This is a genomic window from Pseudomonas sp. FG13, assembly GCF_057809755.1.
The window spans coordinates 33,519-49,162 of record NZ_JBMDKO010000001.1 but is presented as its reverse complement, the minus strand read 5'-3'; the positions used below and the strand labels follow the sequence as shown (position 1 = coordinate 49,162).

General features: G+C 61.6%; 12 protein-coding genes. 9 read left to right on the top strand and 3 right to left on the bottom strand.

What is annotated here, in order from left to right; genetic code table 11:
- Window positions 1–10: 10 nt before the first annotated feature.
- On the bottom strand, window positions 11–2,302 hold the full coding sequence (locus ACODTO_RS00215; protein ID WP_175361318.1) for a fatty acid cis/trans isomerase: 2,292 nt from the start codon (window positions 2,300–2,302) through the stop codon (window positions 11–13).
- A 154-nt stretch (window positions 2,303–2,456) separates the two neighbouring features.
- On the opposite strand from ACODTO_RS00215, the gene metH reads away from it, so the two are divergent.
- The 4 genes from metH (at window position 2,457) to ACODTO_RS00195 (ending at window position 9,172) form a co-directional block, all read left to right on the top strand.
- Entirely contained in the window at window positions 2,457–6,167 is a 3,711-nt protein-coding gene (gene metH, locus ACODTO_RS00210; protein WP_464711162.1) for a methionine synthase, read from the top strand.
- 87 nt (window positions 6,168–6,254) lie between these two features.
- Window positions 6,255–6,473 (top strand): DUF2970 domain-containing protein, encoded by a 219-nt coding sequence (locus ACODTO_RS00205; protein WP_041021302.1) that lies wholly within the window; start codon window positions 6,255–6,257, stop codon window positions 6,471–6,473.
- A gap of 568 nt (window positions 6,474–7,041) precedes the next feature.
- A complete protein-coding gene (locus ACODTO_RS00200) occupies window positions 7,042–8,694 on the top strand; it encodes a nitrite/sulfite reductase (RefSeq protein WP_139641946.1) in 1,653 nt (550 codons plus the stop codon).
- A complete protein-coding gene (locus ACODTO_RS00195) occupies window positions 8,678–9,172 on the top strand; it encodes a DUF934 domain-containing protein (protein ID WP_139641944.1) in 495 nt (164 codons plus the stop codon). The genes ACODTO_RS00200 and ACODTO_RS00195 overlap by 17 nt, the downstream gene beginning before the upstream one ends.
- A gap of 185 nt (window positions 9,173–9,357) precedes the next feature.
- Here the strand turns inward: ACODTO_RS00195 and sohB are convergent, their stop codons facing one another.
- The gene (gene sohB, locus ACODTO_RS00190; protein ID WP_489105808.1) at window positions 9,358–10,389 is read right to left on the bottom strand and encodes a protease SohB; all 1,032 of its coding nucleotides are present in this window, start codon (window positions 10,387–10,389) and stop codon (window positions 9,358–9,360) included.
- A 232-nt stretch (window positions 10,390–10,621) separates the two neighbouring features.
- On the opposite strand from sohB, the gene ACODTO_RS00185 reads away from it, so the two are divergent.
- From ACODTO_RS00185 to ACODTO_RS00170, 4 genes are all read left to right on the top strand, one after another.
- Entirely contained in the window at window positions 10,622–11,332 is a 711-nt protein-coding gene (locus ACODTO_RS00185; protein WP_489105807.1) for a histidine phosphatase family protein, read from the top strand.
- A gap of 52 nt (window positions 11,333–11,384) precedes the next feature.
- A complete protein-coding gene (locus ACODTO_RS00180; protein ID WP_139641940.1) occupies window positions 11,385–11,702 on the top strand; it encodes an SCP2 sterol-binding domain-containing protein in 318 nt (105 codons plus the stop codon).
- A gap of 214 nt (window positions 11,703–11,916) precedes the next feature.
- Entirely contained in the window at window positions 11,917–13,635 is a 1,719-nt protein-coding gene (locus ACODTO_RS00175; protein ID WP_489105806.1) for a hydrogenase maturation protein, read from the top strand.
- Between the two features lie 63 nt (window positions 13,636–13,698).
- Entirely contained in the window at window positions 13,699–14,562 is an 864-nt protein-coding gene (locus ACODTO_RS00170) for a LysR family transcriptional regulator (RefSeq protein ID WP_139641937.1), read from the top strand.
- A gap of 96 nt (window positions 14,563–14,658) precedes the next feature.
- Here the strand turns inward: ACODTO_RS00170 and ACODTO_RS00165 are convergent, their stop codons facing one another.
- Entirely contained in the window at window positions 14,659–14,895 is a 237-nt protein-coding gene (locus tag ACODTO_RS00165) for an HP1242/YdcH family protein (protein WP_024781383.1), read from the bottom strand.
- Between the two features lie 215 nt (window positions 14,896–15,110).
- Here ACODTO_RS00165 and ACODTO_RS00160 point away from each other — a divergent pair, with 215 nt between their 5' ends.
- Window positions 15,111–15,632 (top strand): DUF4142 domain-containing protein, encoded by a 522-nt coding sequence (locus ACODTO_RS00160; protein WP_139641935.1) that lies wholly within the window; start codon window positions 15,111–15,113, stop codon window positions 15,630–15,632.
- Window positions 15,633–15,644 lie beyond the last annotated feature (12 nt).

Genomic DNA, 15,644 nt, shown 5'->3' with positions numbered 1-15,644 from the left:
GACATGCCGGTCAGAGGTTCTGGTAGCGATTCATGTCCAGCACGCCGGCCTCCAGGGGCTCGGTTTCCTCGATGTAACGGCTCAAGTCATGGAAGTAGTGCCAGAACTGCGGGTGACTGCGACGAATCCCCCAACGCTCGACAATCCGCTCGAAAGCTTGCTCATCCTGGGCGTTTTCCATGGCGTCGACGAACGCCGGGACTTGTCCGGCCGGGATATTGAACATGAAGTTCGGGTAGCTGCTGAGCACGCCCGGATAAACCGTCAAGGTGTCCAGCCCCGGCTGATAGCGCCGCTCCTCGCCCAGCAGGAACGCCACATTACTATGGGCGCGGTTGCGCAGCAGGCTGTAGATCTCGCGATGACCGTTGGAGGTTTCGATGCGCAGCATCGTCGCTTCCGGCAACTGGTCGATGACCCGAAGCCCCGCCGCCGGGCGCGACACCAGGCGACTGAGGGCCTGCTCAGCGTTCTGCAAGGCCGGATCGATGTTCGGGCGCGAGCAATAGGCGCCGTCGCAGCGATTGATCGGATCGGGCCGCGCATTCAGCTCGCCATAGCGGACCAGCAATTGCCGGGCGAAATCGCCCTTGGGGTCGCGTTCGTCCAGCTTGAGAGCGGTCGGCTTGTCATTGTCGATGCTCTCGTAATCCAGCCACATCTTGAATTTGCCGCCGGACTGATACCAGTCGTCGAGATAGTCTTCACGGGAATCGGCCGGCATCAGGCGCAGGAAGTTCTGTTCCGCGCCATTGCGAATCAGGTCGAAGTACAGCCGCGTCTGGGCCTGATGGGAGACGTTGCCGAACACATCGAAATTCACCGCCAGTTGGTAATAGGTGCGCTCCAACAACGGGAAGTCGAACAGCCACATCGTCTGCGGTACTTCGCCGATCAGGCCCTTGGTGACCGAGGCGCTGTCGAAGTGCCGGAAAATACTCAGCAAGGCATTGTCGTTACCGGCCCACAGCGTCGACCAGCTCGGTGCCGGCAACTCGGCGTAATTATCCCGGCGCAGGGCCTCGTAGGCGTTGCGCTTGTCCCGATAGTCGAGCCACAGGCTGACAACGCTGCCCACATCGTCGTTCTGCCCCGGCATCGCCAGCAATGGCGTGGCCTGGCCGCGATAGTTCGGATCGGTGATGTACAGATCGTGCTCAGGGGCCTGGAACAGCGCCCAGAAATTGTCGCGGATCACGTCCGTGGCGATCTGGCCCCGACAGACCGGGCCGCGGATAAAGGTGCGCACGAAATATTCGGCGTTATCGAGCATGAACTGATAGCGGGCTTGGGCCGGGATCGCTTCAAAGGTGGAGAACGGGTTGGAGCGGCGCTCCGGGCCGTAGCCGGGCAACGCCGTGACCTGCCAGTTGCCCTTGTAAAACAGGCTCTTGATCCGCGCCATCTTGGCCGCACTCAGCCCGTAGGTGATGTGGGTCTTGTGCACGATCACCCCTTGCACAGCCCAGAGCCGGTAATAGACGCGGGTGCCGGGATCGTCGTTCGGGCGACGGGTGTTGATCAGGTCGATCGGCTGGCCACTGGGCGTGCGCGAACGCACCCACTGGAAGAAATGCCCTGGCTCGCCGTCCTTGAAATAGATGTGCGCCAAAAACCAGTGCTCAAACAACCAGCGGGCCACCAGGCTCTCCCGGGCGCCGGGGGCGTTAAGCAGGTTTTCCCATTGCACCACCTGCAAGGCTTCAGCGGAACTTGGGGCCAGAGCTTGCTGGTCGATGGGCGCGCCGGCGGCCAGCCAGCGCTGCAAGGTCTGGTATTGCTGCTCGGTCAGGCCGGTGACCGCCATGGGCATACCCTCCCTGGGGTGCGCGGCGGCGTACCCATCGAATTGCCCCGGCATCGCGCAGCTGTTTTCACGCCCGAGACCCAGCACGATCTCTTCCGGCAGCTTGGCGTTGGGCTGCAGCGGCGCGCCGTGCCCCAGCGCCAGCATCTGCGCCATCAACGCAGCCTGGCTGCCCTGGGCATCGAGCACCGAATAAAAGCCCTTGCGCTGCCAGGCCTGCGGGCCGGAGGCGTCATAGAACAAGCGGGTCGGGACGGCGGCCTCGCGGCGCTCGCCGTCATACACCGACATTTTGCTCGCGCCCCGGGCCGCACCTTCGCCGCTGCCCAGGTTCAACTGGCAAGCGGAGTCGTAGCAAGCGTGGCAGGCCACGCACTTCTCGGTGAAGATCGGCTGGATGTCGCGGGTGTAGGACAACGCTGGCACGGGATCCTTGGCGGCTGCGGCAAAAGACAACAGCAGCAACAGACTGCCGAATAAGACGCGGTACGGCATGTCTCGGTCCCTAAGAGATAGAGCAGCGATTCTACCGGGCCAGCAGCCGGTTGCAAACATGAGCGAAATTCATGCAAAAGCCACCCGCGATCAAATCCGGCACAGGTTTGCTATGATTCCTGGCTTCGTAATGGTCTTTTTTCCAGGTAGTCCTATGTCTGATCGCAGCGCTCGCCTTTATCTTCTCCAGCAAGCCCTCAAGGAACGCATCCTGATCCTCGACGGCGGCATGGGCACGATGATCCAGAGCTACAAGCTGGAGGAGCAGGACTATCGCGGCAAGCGCTTCGCCGACTGGCCGAGCGACGTCAAGGGCAACAACGATTTGCTGGTGCTGACCCGTCCCGACGTGATCGGCTCCATCGAGAAAGCCTACCTGGATGCCGGCGCCGACATCCTCGAAACCAACACCTTCAACGCCACCCAGGTGTCCCAGGCCGACTACGGCATGCAGGGCCTGGCCTATGAGCTGAACCTGGAAGGTGCGCGCCTGGCCCGCAAGGTGGCCGACGCCAAGACCCTCGAGACCCCGGACAAGCCGCGCTTCGTCGCCGGCGTGCTTGGCCCGACCAGCCGCACCTGCTCGCTGTCGCCAGACGTGAACAACCCCGGCTACCGCAACGTGACCTTCGACGAACTGGTGGAGAACTACACCGAGGCCACCAAGGGTCTGATCGAGGGCGGCGCCGACCTGATCCTGATCGAAACCATCTTCGACACCCTGAACGCCAAGGCGGCGATCTTCGCCGTGCAAGGGGTCTACGAAGAACTGGGCGTCGAACTGCCGATCATGATTTCCGGCACCATCACCGACGCCTCCGGCCGCACCCTCTCCGGCCAGACCACCGAAGCCTTCTGGAACTCCGTGGCCCACGCCAAGCCGATTTCCGTCGGCCTGAACTGCGCCCTGGGCGCCAGCGAACTGCGCCCGTACCTGGAAGAGCTGTCGAACAAGGCCAGCACCCATGTCTCGGCGCACCCGAACGCCGGCCTGCCCAACGAATTCGGTGAATACGACGAACTGCCGGCGCAAACCGCCAAGGTCATCGAAGAGTTCGCCCAGAGCGGCTTCCTGAACATCGTCGGCGGCTGCTGCGGCACCACGCCGGCGCACATCGAAGCCATCGCCAAGGCAGTGGCCGGTTATGCGCCACGACCGATTCCGGAAATTCCCCGGGCTTGCCGCCTGTCGGGCCTGGAACCGTTCACCATCGATCGAAGCTCGCTGTTCGTCAACGTCGGCGAGCGGACCAACATCACCGGCTCCGCCAAGTTCGCCCGGCTGATCCGCGAAGACAACTACACCGAAGCCCTGGAGGTGGCCCTGCAGCAGGTCGAGGCCGGCGCCCAGGTGATCGACATCAACATGGACGAGGGCATGCTCGATTCGAAGAAGGCCATGGTGACCTTCCTCAATCTGATTGCCGGCGAACCGGACATCTCCCGCGTGCCGATCATGATCGACTCGTCGAAATGGGAAGTGATCGAAGCCGGCCTCAAGTGCATCCAGGGCAAGGGCATCGTCAACTCCATCAGCATGAAAGAAGGCGTCGAGCAATTCATCCATCACGCCAAATTGTGCAAGCGCTACGGCGCCGCCGTGGTGGTGATGGCGTTCGACGAAGCCGGCCAGGCCGACACCGAGGCGCGCAAGAAGGAAATCTGCAAGCGCTCCTACGACATCCTGGTCAATGAAGTGGGCTTCCCACCGGAAGACATCATCTTCGACCCGAACATCTTCGCTGTCGCCACCGGTATCGAAGAACACAACAACTATGCCGTGGACTTCATCAACGCCTGTGCCTATGTCCGCGACGAGCTGCCCTACGCGCTGACCTCCGGCGGGGTGTCCAACGTGTCGTTCTCATTCCGGGGCAACAACCCGGTGCGCGAGGCGATCCACTCGGTATTCCTGCTGTATGCGATCCGCGCGGGCCTGACCATGGGTATCGTCAACGCCGGCCAGCTGGAGATCTACGACCAGATCCCGGTGGAACTGCGCGACGCCGTGGAAGACGTGATCCTCAACCGCACCCCGGAAGGCACCGACGCCCTGCTCGCCATTGCCGACAAATACAAGGGCGACGGCAGCACCAAGGAAGCGGAAACCGAGGAGTGGCGCAACTGGGACGTCAACAAGCGCCTGGAGCATGCCCTGGTCAAGGGCATCACCACCCACATCGTCGAGGACACCGAGGAATCGCGCCTGTCGTTCACGCGCCCTATCGAAGTCATCGAAGGTCCGTTGATGGCCGGCATGAACATCGTTGGCGACCTGTTCGGCGCCGGCAAGATGTTCCTGCCCCAGGTGGTCAAGTCCGCCCGCGTGATGAAGCAGGCCGTGGCCCACCTGATTCCGTTCATCGAGGCGGAAAAAGGCGACAAGCCGGAAGCCAAGGGCAAGATCCTGATGGCGACGGTCAAGGGTGACGTCCATGACATCGGCAAGAACATCGTCGGCGTGGTGCTCGGTTGCAACGGTTATGACATCGTCGACCTGGGCGTGATGGTGCCAGCGGAAAAAATCCTGCAGGTGGCCAAGGAGGAGAAATGCGACATCATCGGCCTGTCCGGCCTGATCACCCCGTCCCTGGATGAGATGGTGCACGTGGCTCGCGAGATGCAGCGCCAGGATTTCCATCTGCCGCTGATGATCGGTGGCGCGACGACGTCCAAGGCCCACACGGCGGTGAAGATCGAGCCCAAGTACAGCAATGACGCGGTGATCTATGTCACCGACGCCTCCCGCGCCGTCGGGGTGGCAACCCAATTGCTGTCCAAGGAACTGAAACCGGCGTTCGTCGAAAAAACCCGTCAGGACTACATCGAGGTTCGCGAGCGCACCGCCAACCGCAGCGCCCGTACCGAACGCCTGAGCTACCCCGCCGCTGTCGCCAAGAAGCCGCAGTTCGACTGGAGCAGCTACCAGCCGGTCAAGCCGACGTTCACCGGTGCCCGGGTGCTGGACGACATCGACTTGAACGTCCTGGCCGAATACATCGACTGGACGCCGTTCTTCATTTCCTGGGACCTGGCCGGCAAGTTCCCGCGCATCCTCACCGATGAAGTGGTCGGCGAAGCCGCCACCGCCCTGTACGCTGACGCCCAGGCCATGCTGCGCAAGCTGATCGATGAGAAACTCATCAGTGCCCGCGCAGTGTTCGGTTTCTGGCCGGCCAACCAGGTGCATGACGACGACCTGGAAGTCTACGGCGACGACGGCAAGCCACTGGCCCGCCTGCATCACCTGCGCCAGCAGATCATCAAGACCGACGGCAAGCCGAACTTCTCCCTGGCCGACTTCGTTGCGCCGAAGGACAGCGGCGTGACCGACTACGTCGGCGGCTTCATCACCACCGCAGGCATCGGTGCCGAAGAAGTGGCGAAGGCCTACCAGGAAGCTGGCGACGACTACAACTCGATCATGGTCAAGGCCCTGGCCGACCGCCTGGCCGAAGCCTGCGCCGAGTGGCTGCACCAGCAGGTGCGCAAGGAACATTGGGGTTATGCCAAAGACGAAAGCCTGGACAACGAGGCGCTGATCAAGGAGCAGTACACCGGCATCCGCCCTGCCCCCGGTTACCCTGCATGCCCGGATCACACCGAGAAAGCCACCCTGTTCCGCCTGCTTGATCCCGAGGCCAGCGAACTGAAGGCCGGCCGCAGCGGCGTGTTCCTCACCGAGCACTACGCCATGTTCCCGGCGGCGGCGGTCAGTGGCTGGTACTTCGCTCATCCCCAGGCGCAATACTTCGCCGTGGGCAAGATCGACAAGGACCAGGTCCAGAGCTACACCGGTCGCAAGGGCCAGGAGCTGAGCGTGACCGAGCGCTGGCTGGCGCCGAACCTGGGCTACGACAACTGAGTGAAGGATCACGGTCGGCAACGGCCGTGATCCTTTTTTTCACGGGTTGTCTATGCTTGTCCCATACCCATGGCAGACGAGGGATTTATGGACGATCCAGTCGACAACAAGCCGCCAACCCTGCTGCAGATGATGCACAGCGTACTGGCCGCCGCCTTTGGCGTGCAGAGCGGCAAGAACCGCGCCCGTGACTTCACCCACGGCAAACCGAGTCACTTCGTGATCCTGGGGATCGCGTTCACGGTGATCTTCGCCCTGACGCTGTTTGGCATCGTCAAGCTGGTGGTGCATCTGGCGGGGATATAGAACGATCTTCCTGCACATCAATCCCTGTGGGAGCAAAGCCTGTGGGAGCAAAGCTTGCTCGCGACGCAAACGACACGGTCGAGACCGCGTCATCGATCATCGCGAGCAAGCTTTGCTCCCACAGGCTTTGCTCCCACAGGTTTTTATTGCGTTGGACGACCGACTACTGATGACTGACCCAGAACACCGCCGTGCCTACCACCAGGATTATCAGGAACAGAATGGCCCAGGCATCAACAGTGCTGTCGCTTTTCCTTGCTTTGGTCGGATTGCTCATTGCATCGCCTCTTGTCGGTTTTTTAGGTGATTGCATAGGGACTCGACCACAGTTAAGACGATGATTGCCCATACGACAAATGTGGGTTCCATGCCGATAGACCCCATTAGGTCATTTGGTTCTTTACATATACTCAAACATCACTTTTGCGCATAACTCAAAACAGGTATCGTGCACCGGCTCCTTTAGGAGTGCGCGGCCGTGCGCGCAGAATTGCCGAGGCAGAACCCGATTCCAGCGAGCCAATACGCAGCTGTTTCTGATCGGCCCAAGCCTGAGACCGAGACTTATATGTACGTATATGACGAGTACGATCAGCGGATCATCGAGGACCGCGTCAAGCAGTTCCGTGATCAGACCCGACGCTATCTGGCAGGCGAGCTGAGCGAAGAAGAATTCCGCCCTCTGCGCCTGCAGAACGGCCTGTACATCCAGCGTTTCGCCCCGATGCTGCGGGTGGCGGTGCCTTACGGCCAACTGACCGCACGCCAGGTGCGCAAGCTGGCCCAGATTGCCCGCGACTACGACAAGGGCTACGCCCACATCAGTACGCGGCAGAACGTCCAGTACAACTGGCCGGCCCTGGAAGATGTCCCCGAGATCCTGGCTGAGCTGGCCACCGTGCAAATGCACGCGATCCAGACCAGCGGCAACTGCCTGCGCAACGTCACCACCGACCAGTTCGCCGGTGTCGCGGCCGATGAGTTGATCGACCCACGTCCATGGTGCGAGATCGTCCGTCAGTGGACCACGTTCCACCCGGAATTCGCCTACCTGCCGCGCAAGTTCAAGATCGCCATCAACGGCTCGACCTCGGACCGCGCCGCCATCGAAGTCCACGACATCGGCCTGGAGGCGGTCTACAACGCTGCGGGCGAGCTGGGCTTCCGCGTGCTGGTGGGCGGTGGCCTCGGTCGCACGCCGGTGGTGGGTGCATTCATCAATGAGTTCCTGCCCTGGCAGGACCTGCTGAGCTACCTCGACGCCATCCTGCGGGTGTACAACCGCTATGGCCGTCGCGACAACAAGTACAAGGCGCGGATCAAGATCCTGGTCAAGGCCCTGACACCTGAAGTGTTCGCCGAGAAGGTCGAAGCCGAAATGGTTCACCTGCGTGGCGGCCAGACCACCCTGACCGAAGCTGAAGTCCACCGCGTGGCCAAACACTTCGTCGACCCGCAATACAAGGCCTTGGACAACCAGGACTTCGCAGCACTCGACAAGGAACATCCGGGCTTCGCCCGTTGGCGCAGCCGCAACACCCTGACCCACAAGAAGCCTGGCTACATCGCGGTCACCCTATCCCTGAAGCCGACCGGTGTTGCGCCGGGCGACATCACCGACAAGCAGCTGGACGCCGTGGCCGATCTGGCCGACCGCTACAGCTTCGGTCAGTTGCGCACGTCCCACGAGCAGAACATCATCCTGGCCGACGTCGAACAGAGCCAGTTGTTCACCCTGTGGGGCGAGTTGCGCGAGCAGGGTTTCGCCACACCGAACATTGGCCTGCTGACCGACATGATCTGCTGCCCGGGCGGCGATTTCTGCTCCCTGGCCAACGCCAAGTCGATCCCGATCGCCGAATCGATCCAGCGCCGTTTCGACGATCTGGACTACCTGTTCGACATCGGCGAACTGGACCTGAACATTTCCGGTTGCATGAACGCCTGCGGTCACCACCACGTCGGCCACATCGGCATCCTGGGCGTGGACAAGAAAGGCGAAGAGTTCTACCAGGTCTCCCTGGGTGGCAGCGGCAGCCGCGACGCCAGCCTGGGCAAGATCCTCGGGCCTTCGTTTGCCCAGGACGATATGCCAGACGTGATCGAGAAGCTGATCGACGTGTACATCGAACAACGTACCGAAGACGAGCGTTTCATCGACACTTACCAACGTATCGGCATCGACCTCTTCAAGGAACGCGTCTATGCAGCGAATCATTAAGAACAACGAGGTCATCGACGAAACCTGGCACCTGCTGCCCAAGGACGCGACCCTCGATGGTATTTCCAACTGCGACGACCTGATCGTCCCCCTGGCCCTGTGGCGTGATCATTCCCGTGCCCTCAAGGCCCGCGATGGCGGCCTGGGCGTGTGGCTGGATGCCGACGAAGAAGCGGAAGAGATCGGCGACGACGCCAATCAGCTCCAGGTCATCGCCCTGAACTTCCCGGCCTTCACCGACGGCCGCAGCTACTCCAACGCCCGCCTGTTGCGTGATCGCTACGGCTTCAAGGGCGAACTGCGGGCCATTGGCGATGTGCTGCGCGACCAGCTGTTCTACATGCGCCGCTGCGGTTTCGACGCGTTCGCCCTGCGCGCCGACAAGGACCCCTACGAAGCCCTCGAAAGCCTCAAGGACTTCTCGGTGACCTACCAGGCCGCCACCGACGAACCGCTGCCGCTGTTCCGTCGTCGCTGAGTCCGCTGTAATGAAAAAGCCCTGATCCGGATATTCCGGTTCAGGGCTTTTTCATTTCCAGCAATCACCGAAGTTCAGTGTGGGAGCGAGCCTGCTCGCGATGGCGGTGATCCAGTCGATACTGCAGTGACTGACAGACCGCTATCGCGAGCAGGCTCGCTCCCACAGGGATTGAGGTAGCAGAGTTACCAGAACCGCTGCTGGGTCAGGCGGCTCCACCAGCTCAGCAGGACACGGTCCACCGAGCCGCTGGCCGCGATGCCGACGCGCTCCTGCAGGCTTTTGCGTTCGGCATAGTGCAGGTGGTACAGCTCGGCGCTCTTGGCGCGCTCGGCCAGGTATTCGTCGCTGGTCTTCAACTCGTCCACCAGATGTTTGCCGAGCGCGGCGACACCCAGCCAGACCTCGCCGGTCGCCACTTCATCAATGGCCAGTTGCGGGCGGTAGTTGGACACGAAGCTCTTGAACAAGTCGTGGGTGATGTCCAGGTCCTGCTGGAATTTCTCCCGGCCCTTCTCGGTATTTTCGCCGAACACCGTCAGCGTGCGCTTGTACTCGCCGGCGGTCAGGACTTCGAAGTCGATGTCATGCTTCTTCAGCAGGCGGTTGACGTTCGGCAACTGGGCCACGACGCCGATGGAGCCGAGGATGGCGAAAGGTGCGCTGATGATCTTCTCGCCGATGCAGGCCATCATGTACCCGCCACTGGCCGCGACTTTGTCGATGCACACGGTCAGCGGTACGCCGGCCTGACGGATCCGCACCAGTTGCGACGAGGCCAGTCCATAGCTGTGCACCATGCCGCCACCGCTTTCCAGGCGCAGCACCACTTCGTCCTTCGGCGTTGCCAGGGTCAACAGCGCGGTGATTTCATGACGCAGGCTCTCGGTGGCCGATGCCTTGATGTCGCCGTCGAAGTCCAGCACGAACACCCGGGGCTTGGCCGTCGGTTTTTCCTTCTGTTTCTTCTGCGCTTTCTCAGTCTTGCCTTCGCGCTTGCGCAGGGCCTTGAGCTGATCCTTGTCCAGCAGTGTCTGTTCCAGGCGCTCGCGAAGCCCCTTGTAGAAATCGTTGAGTTTGCTCACCTGCAACTGGCCGGCCGACTTGCGCCGCCCCTTGCTGCGCAGGGCAGCAAAACTGGCCAGCACCACCAGGATGGCGATGACCAGCGTCACGGTCTTGGCCAGAAAGCCGGCGTATTCGATAAAGAACTCCACGATCACTCCTAATTGATTCTCGACTCACCGCTCGAGGGCGGACATTAAACGCTCCCAGCATACCCATGCGCCTGCGTCGCTACCAGCCGGGAAACCTGTGGTTACCTTAAGCCCGGACCAGGCAGGACAAGGCTGTAACGGACATTTCAAACAAGCGTATGTTTTTTCATTGACAGCTCACCGCCATCCTCATAACCTCGCCAAACCTTCAACGTACCGGGATGACGCGGACGTGGGCAGTATCTATCTGATTCGACATGGCCAGGCCTCCTTTGGTGCGGACGACTACGATGTCCTTTCACCCAATGGCGTACGCCAGGCACAGGTGCTGGGTAACCACCTGGCGGAGCTGGGTGTCGTGTTCGATCGTTGCCTCTCGGGCGACCTGCGTCGGCAGCAGGATACCGCCACCGGCGCCCTGGGCCAGATGTCCGCCGCCGGGCTGCCGGTTCCCGAGGTGGAAACCGACTCCGCGTTCAACGAATTCGATGCCGACGCCGTAATCCGAGCCCTGCTGCCGGACATGCTGCCCCAGGAACCCGAGGCCCTGTACATCCTGCGCAATGCGGCGCAGAACCGCGCCGAATTCCAGCGCATCTTCGCGCTGGTGGTCGAGCGCTGGCTCAGCGGCCAGTACGACCCGCCCGGGCTGGAGAGCTGGCTGGGTTTCGTCGAGCGGGTCCAGGCCGGCCTGCAGCGCATCCTGGAACAGGCCGACAACAGCCACAAGATCGCCGTGTTCACGTCCGGCGGCACGATTACCGCCCTGCTTCACCTGATCACCCGGATACCGGCCCGACAGGCCTTCGAACTGAACTGGCAAATCGTCAACACCTCGCTCAACCACCTGAAATTCAGGGGGCGCGACGTGGCCCTGGCTTCCTTCAACAGCCATGCTCATCTGCAACTGCTGAAGACCCCGGACCTCATCACCTACCGCTGAGGCCGAATTAATCGTAGACCCTTGCTGTATCAACCCGATAAGGATCGAAACCATGACCTCCGTAGTCGACGCCGTACAAAAGATGAAAGAAAAATTCAACCCAGCTGCCGCTGCCGGCCTGGACCTGGTATTCGGTTTCAACATCACCGACGAAGACAAGCAGTACGCCCTGATCGTCAAGGACGGTACCTGTGAATTGCAGGAAGGCGAGAATGCCGACGCCAACTGCACGCTGGTGATGGACAGCGAAACCCTCAAGGGCATCGTCAGCGGTGAAACCGACGGCATGCAAGCGTTCATGGGCGGCAAACTGCGTGTCGAAGGCGACATGATGCTGTCGATGAAGCTCTCCGAGCTGTTCCCGGCCTGAGCCTGCGCACCCTCCCAGGGTGCCCTCGGCTGTAACGAATCCCGCCCCCGTGGCGGGATTCGCGTTTCTGCCTCCCCCGATTTCGCCCAGCACACGCAACCTTGATCCCGGTCAGTTGCCCCTCGCCTTCCAACCGCTAACTTAACGCCTCCATCAGATGCCAAGGACGGCTCATCGGGAGCTGGCACTCGTTTATCTCAAGGAAGGGAATTTCATGCCCACATTGAAAATCATTTTGCTATCGACCGCGTTCAACGGCCTGACCCAACGTGCATGGCTGGACCTGCGCGAGGCCGGTCATCGTCCCAGCGTGGTGCTGTTCACCGATCCGGATTCGGTGTGCCGGCAAATCGAACACAGCGGGGCCGACCTGGTGATCTGCCCCTTTCTCAAGGACCGGGTCCCCGAACAACTGTGGCGTAATCCCCGCCGGCCGGTGGTGATCATCCACCCGGGCATCGTCGGTGATCGCGGTGCCAGCGCGCTGGACTGGACCATCATGCGGCAACCCGAACGCTGGGGCGTCACGGCGTTGCAAGCAGTGGAGGAAATGGACGCCGGGCCGATCTGGGCCAGCTGCGAGTTCAACTTGCCCGAAGGTCTGCGCAAATCAGAGTTGTATAACGGCCCGGTCAGCGATGCGGCCATCCGCTGCATCCGCGAAGTCGTGGAAAAGTTTGCCGGCGGTTTCGTCCCGGTGCCGCTGGATTACAGCCGCCATGACGTGGTCGGGCGCCTGCGACCGAACATGACCCAGGACGACCGCACCTTCAGCTGGCACGACAGCGCCGTGTTTATCAAGCGCTGCATCGACGCCGCCGATGGCCAGCCAGGCGTGCTGGCGAGCTTGGTCGGCGGCCAGTTCTATCTGTATGACGCTCATCTGGATAGCCGTCGTGGCCTGCCCGGCACACTGCTGGCCGTGCGTGATGATGCGGTGCTGGTGGCAACCGGTGACGCAAGCCTCTGGATCGGCGCCCTGCGCCAGAAACCGCGTCCCGGCGAACCGACCTTCAAGCGGCCGGCACGTCATGTCCTGTCGGAGCGACTCGACGGCGTGCCGGTGCTCGACAGCTCATTGGCCCGAGAGCCGTTCAGCGACGAGGCTTATCAACCCATTCGCTACCGGGAATGCGGCGAGGTGGGCGAACTGACGTTCGAGTTCTATAACGGCGCGATGAGCACCGAGCAATGCCGGCGCCTGGTGGACGCGCTGCGCTGGGCCAAGTCCAGGGATACTCGGGTGCTGTTGATCCGCGGCGGGCGTGGCAGTTTTTCCAACGGTGTGCATCTGAACGTGATCCAGGCCGCCGCCCAACCGGGCCTGGAGGCCTGGGCCAACATCCAGGCCATCGACGATGTCTGTCTTGAGTTGTTGAGCGCCCGGCAGTTGGTGGTCAGCGGCCTGACGGGCAATGCCGGTGCGGGCGGTGTGATGCTGGCCCTGGCCGCCGATGTCGTGCTGGCTCGCAGTGACATCGTACTCAATCCCCACTACGCAACCATGGGCCTGTACGGCTCCGAATACTGGACCTACAGCCTGCCTCGCGCAGTCGGGCCGGACCGGGCCTGGACACTGACCCACGACTGCCTGCCCATCAGTGCCCGCCAGGCGTTGCGCTATGGGATGGTCCAGGAGATCGGTCCACGCTGCCCCGACGAGTTTGGCCTGTGGTTACTACAACGGGCCAACGGGGCCTGGCACGACCCCGCCTACGAAGCCATCCGGGCCCGCAAGGCCGAACGAAGCCTGTCGGCGATCCAGGCGTGTCGGGATGGCGAGCTGCAGCACATGCAGCGCGACATGGTGGAGAATCGCCACGGTTTCGCCGAAAAGTGCCGCAACTTCGTGTTCAAACGCAAGGCCTGTCGCACGCCGGAACGCCTGGTTGCGCCATGGGCGCGGATGACGAAGACCGAAGCCGTCCAGTGATTGTTGGTATCGGGGAGGCGTGCCAGCTCTTACAATGCCCGCTCCCCCCGCATCGGCCCGACCATGGACATCGATCTCGCCCGCACCTTCCTGGAAATTGTCCGCCACGGCAGTCTCGCCGCAGCGGCCGACAAGCTGCATGTCACCCAGACGGCGATTACCGCTCGGGTACAGAAGCTGGAAAGTCAGCTCGGTTGCGCGCTGTTCGTGCGCAACCGAGCCGGTGCGCGACTGACCACCGACGGTGAAGCCTTCGTCGTCTACGCCAATCAGCTCGTGCAGACCTGGGAAGCGGCTCGTCGGGACCTGCCCCTGCCCGAGGGCTATCGCAATGTCCTGCACATCGGCGGCGAGGTCAGCCTGTGCAATCCCTTGATGCTCAGTTGGGCCCGTGAACTGCGCCAGGCGATTCCCGGCCATGCCTTGCGCATGGACATCCGCGACGGCGAGAAACTGCTGCAACAGCTGGAACTGGGCCTGCTGGATGCCGCGCTGGTGTATCAACCCGAATACTGGCCGAGACTGCAGGTTGAACAGCTGCTGGAAGAAAAACTGATCCTGGTGCGGCTGGCCAGTTGCCCGGAGCCGTACGTGTACATCGACTGGGGCATCGATTTCCGCCATCAGCACGACACCGCCCTGCCGGACAAGGCCAAGGCTGCCGTCACCTTCAACCTCGGCCCCCTGGCCTTGCAATACATCCTGGAAAACGGCGGCAGCGGCTACTTCCGCACGCGGGTCGTGCAGAGCTACCTGGACAGCGGCATCCTGGAACGAGTGCCCAAGGCACCGGAATTCAACTATCCGACTTACCTGGTCTATTCCCGGGACCGGGATTCGGCAGCGTTGCAACAGGCGTTCGAAGTGCTGCGTACAGTCGTCAAGAGCGGCAGCGATTGGTCCCAGCGCTGGGATCCGCTGAGTTGATGCATTGGGTTAAAGAGCGGGGGCCGCTTTGCAGTCCGCGGAGCGGTGCGACGTTTCGCTGAATCCCACCACGGAAACAGCCCCCGCGCCATCAGGTTACTTGCGCAAGTGCTCCATGATCTCGTCCTTGACCTGCAATCGTTTCTTCTTGAGCGTCTCCAGGGCAACGTCGGACAGTGCGGCGGACGTCGGTTTCTCGGCGTCTACCACCTCGGCATCAAGCTGGGAGTATTTTTGAAGCAGCGAGTCGAGTCTTGGATTCTCGCTGCGCTTTTGCTGGATGTGGTCTTTTTCGCACTTGAGATCCTGGCACAGATCATGGGACACCGGCATGGAACACCTCCTTCTGACGGTCAATGACAGGCGCCTTTGAGGGACGCCTCAACCATCAGGATGGCCTTGCCGACCGGGTTCTGTCGACCGCCAATCCGACCAGCGGTGACCGTTCGTCGTACCGTGTCGCTTTGCGATCAAACCTTTGTCCACACGTCGCTCTCCATTGAACAGTGACATCAAGATCACTTGTACAACCTGTTTGGAGAATACCTATGGACGGATTTACCCTGCGTCAACTCGGTCTGGCAGTTGCCCTGAGTACCAGCATGGGCATGGCATGGGCCGCGAGTTCCAACGACTTCGTCGACAACGCGGCGGCCGGCGGCATTGCGGAAATCGAAACCAGCAAACTGGCATTGGAAAAAAGCGCATCGGCGGACGTCAAGGAGTTCGCCAACAAGATGATCGCCGACCACACCAAGGCCAACCAGGAGTTGATGACCCTGGCGAAAAAGCACGACATCGAAGTGCCGGACGAAACCACCCTGGTGAAGAAAGCGAAGGCCAAGATTCTTGACATGCGCGACGAATCCTTCGATGCCGCCTATGCCAACAATCAGGTCAAGGCCCACGAAGAAACCATCACCTTGTTCAAGAAAGAAGCCGAGACCGTGACGGACGACAAGAAGCCCGGCAACACCGAGCTCAAGGCGTTCGCCCAGAAGATGCTGCCGGATCTGCAGCACCACCTGGAACTGGCCAAGAAACTCCAGGCCGCGCACCCCAGCAAGTAATCTCTTCCTGAC

Excerpts from the sequence above, each read along its gene's own strand:
- ACODTO_RS00215 (WP_175361318.1), bottom strand. The coding sequence starts at position 2,302 with ATGCCGTACCGCGTCTTATTCGGCAGTCTGTTGCTGCTGTTGTCTTTT.
- metH (WP_464711162.1), top strand. The coding sequence starts at position 2,457 with ATGTCTGATCGCAGCGCTCGCCTTTATCTTCTCCAGCAAGCCCTCAAG.
- ACODTO_RS00205 (WP_041021302.1), top strand. The coding sequence starts at position 6,255 with ATGGACGATCCAGTCGACAACAAGCCGCCAACCCTGCTGCAGATGATG.
- ACODTO_RS00200 (WP_139641946.1), top strand. The coding sequence starts at position 7,042 with ATGTACGTATATGACGAGTACGATCAGCGGATCATCGAGGACCGCGTC.
- ACODTO_RS00195 (WP_139641944.1), top strand. The coding sequence starts at position 8,678 with ATGCAGCGAATCATTAAGAACAACGAGGTCATCGACGAAACCTGGCAC.
- ACODTO_RS00180 (WP_139641940.1), top strand. The coding sequence starts at position 11,385 with ATGACCTCCGTAGTCGACGCCGTACAAAAGATGAAAGAAAAATTCAAC.
- ACODTO_RS00175 (WP_489105806.1), top strand. The coding sequence starts at position 11,917 with ATGCCCACATTGAAAATCATTTTGCTATCGACCGCGTTCAACGGCCTG.
- ACODTO_RS00170 (WP_139641937.1), top strand. The coding sequence starts at position 13,699 with ATGGACATCGATCTCGCCCGCACCTTCCTGGAAATTGTCCGCCACGGC.
- ACODTO_RS00165 (WP_024781383.1), bottom strand. The coding sequence starts at position 14,895 with ATGCCGGTGTCCCATGATCTGTGCCAGGATCTCAAGTGCGAAAAAGAC.
- ACODTO_RS00160 (WP_139641935.1), top strand. The coding sequence starts at position 15,111 with ATGGACGGATTTACCCTGCGTCAACTCGGTCTGGCAGTTGCCCTGAGT.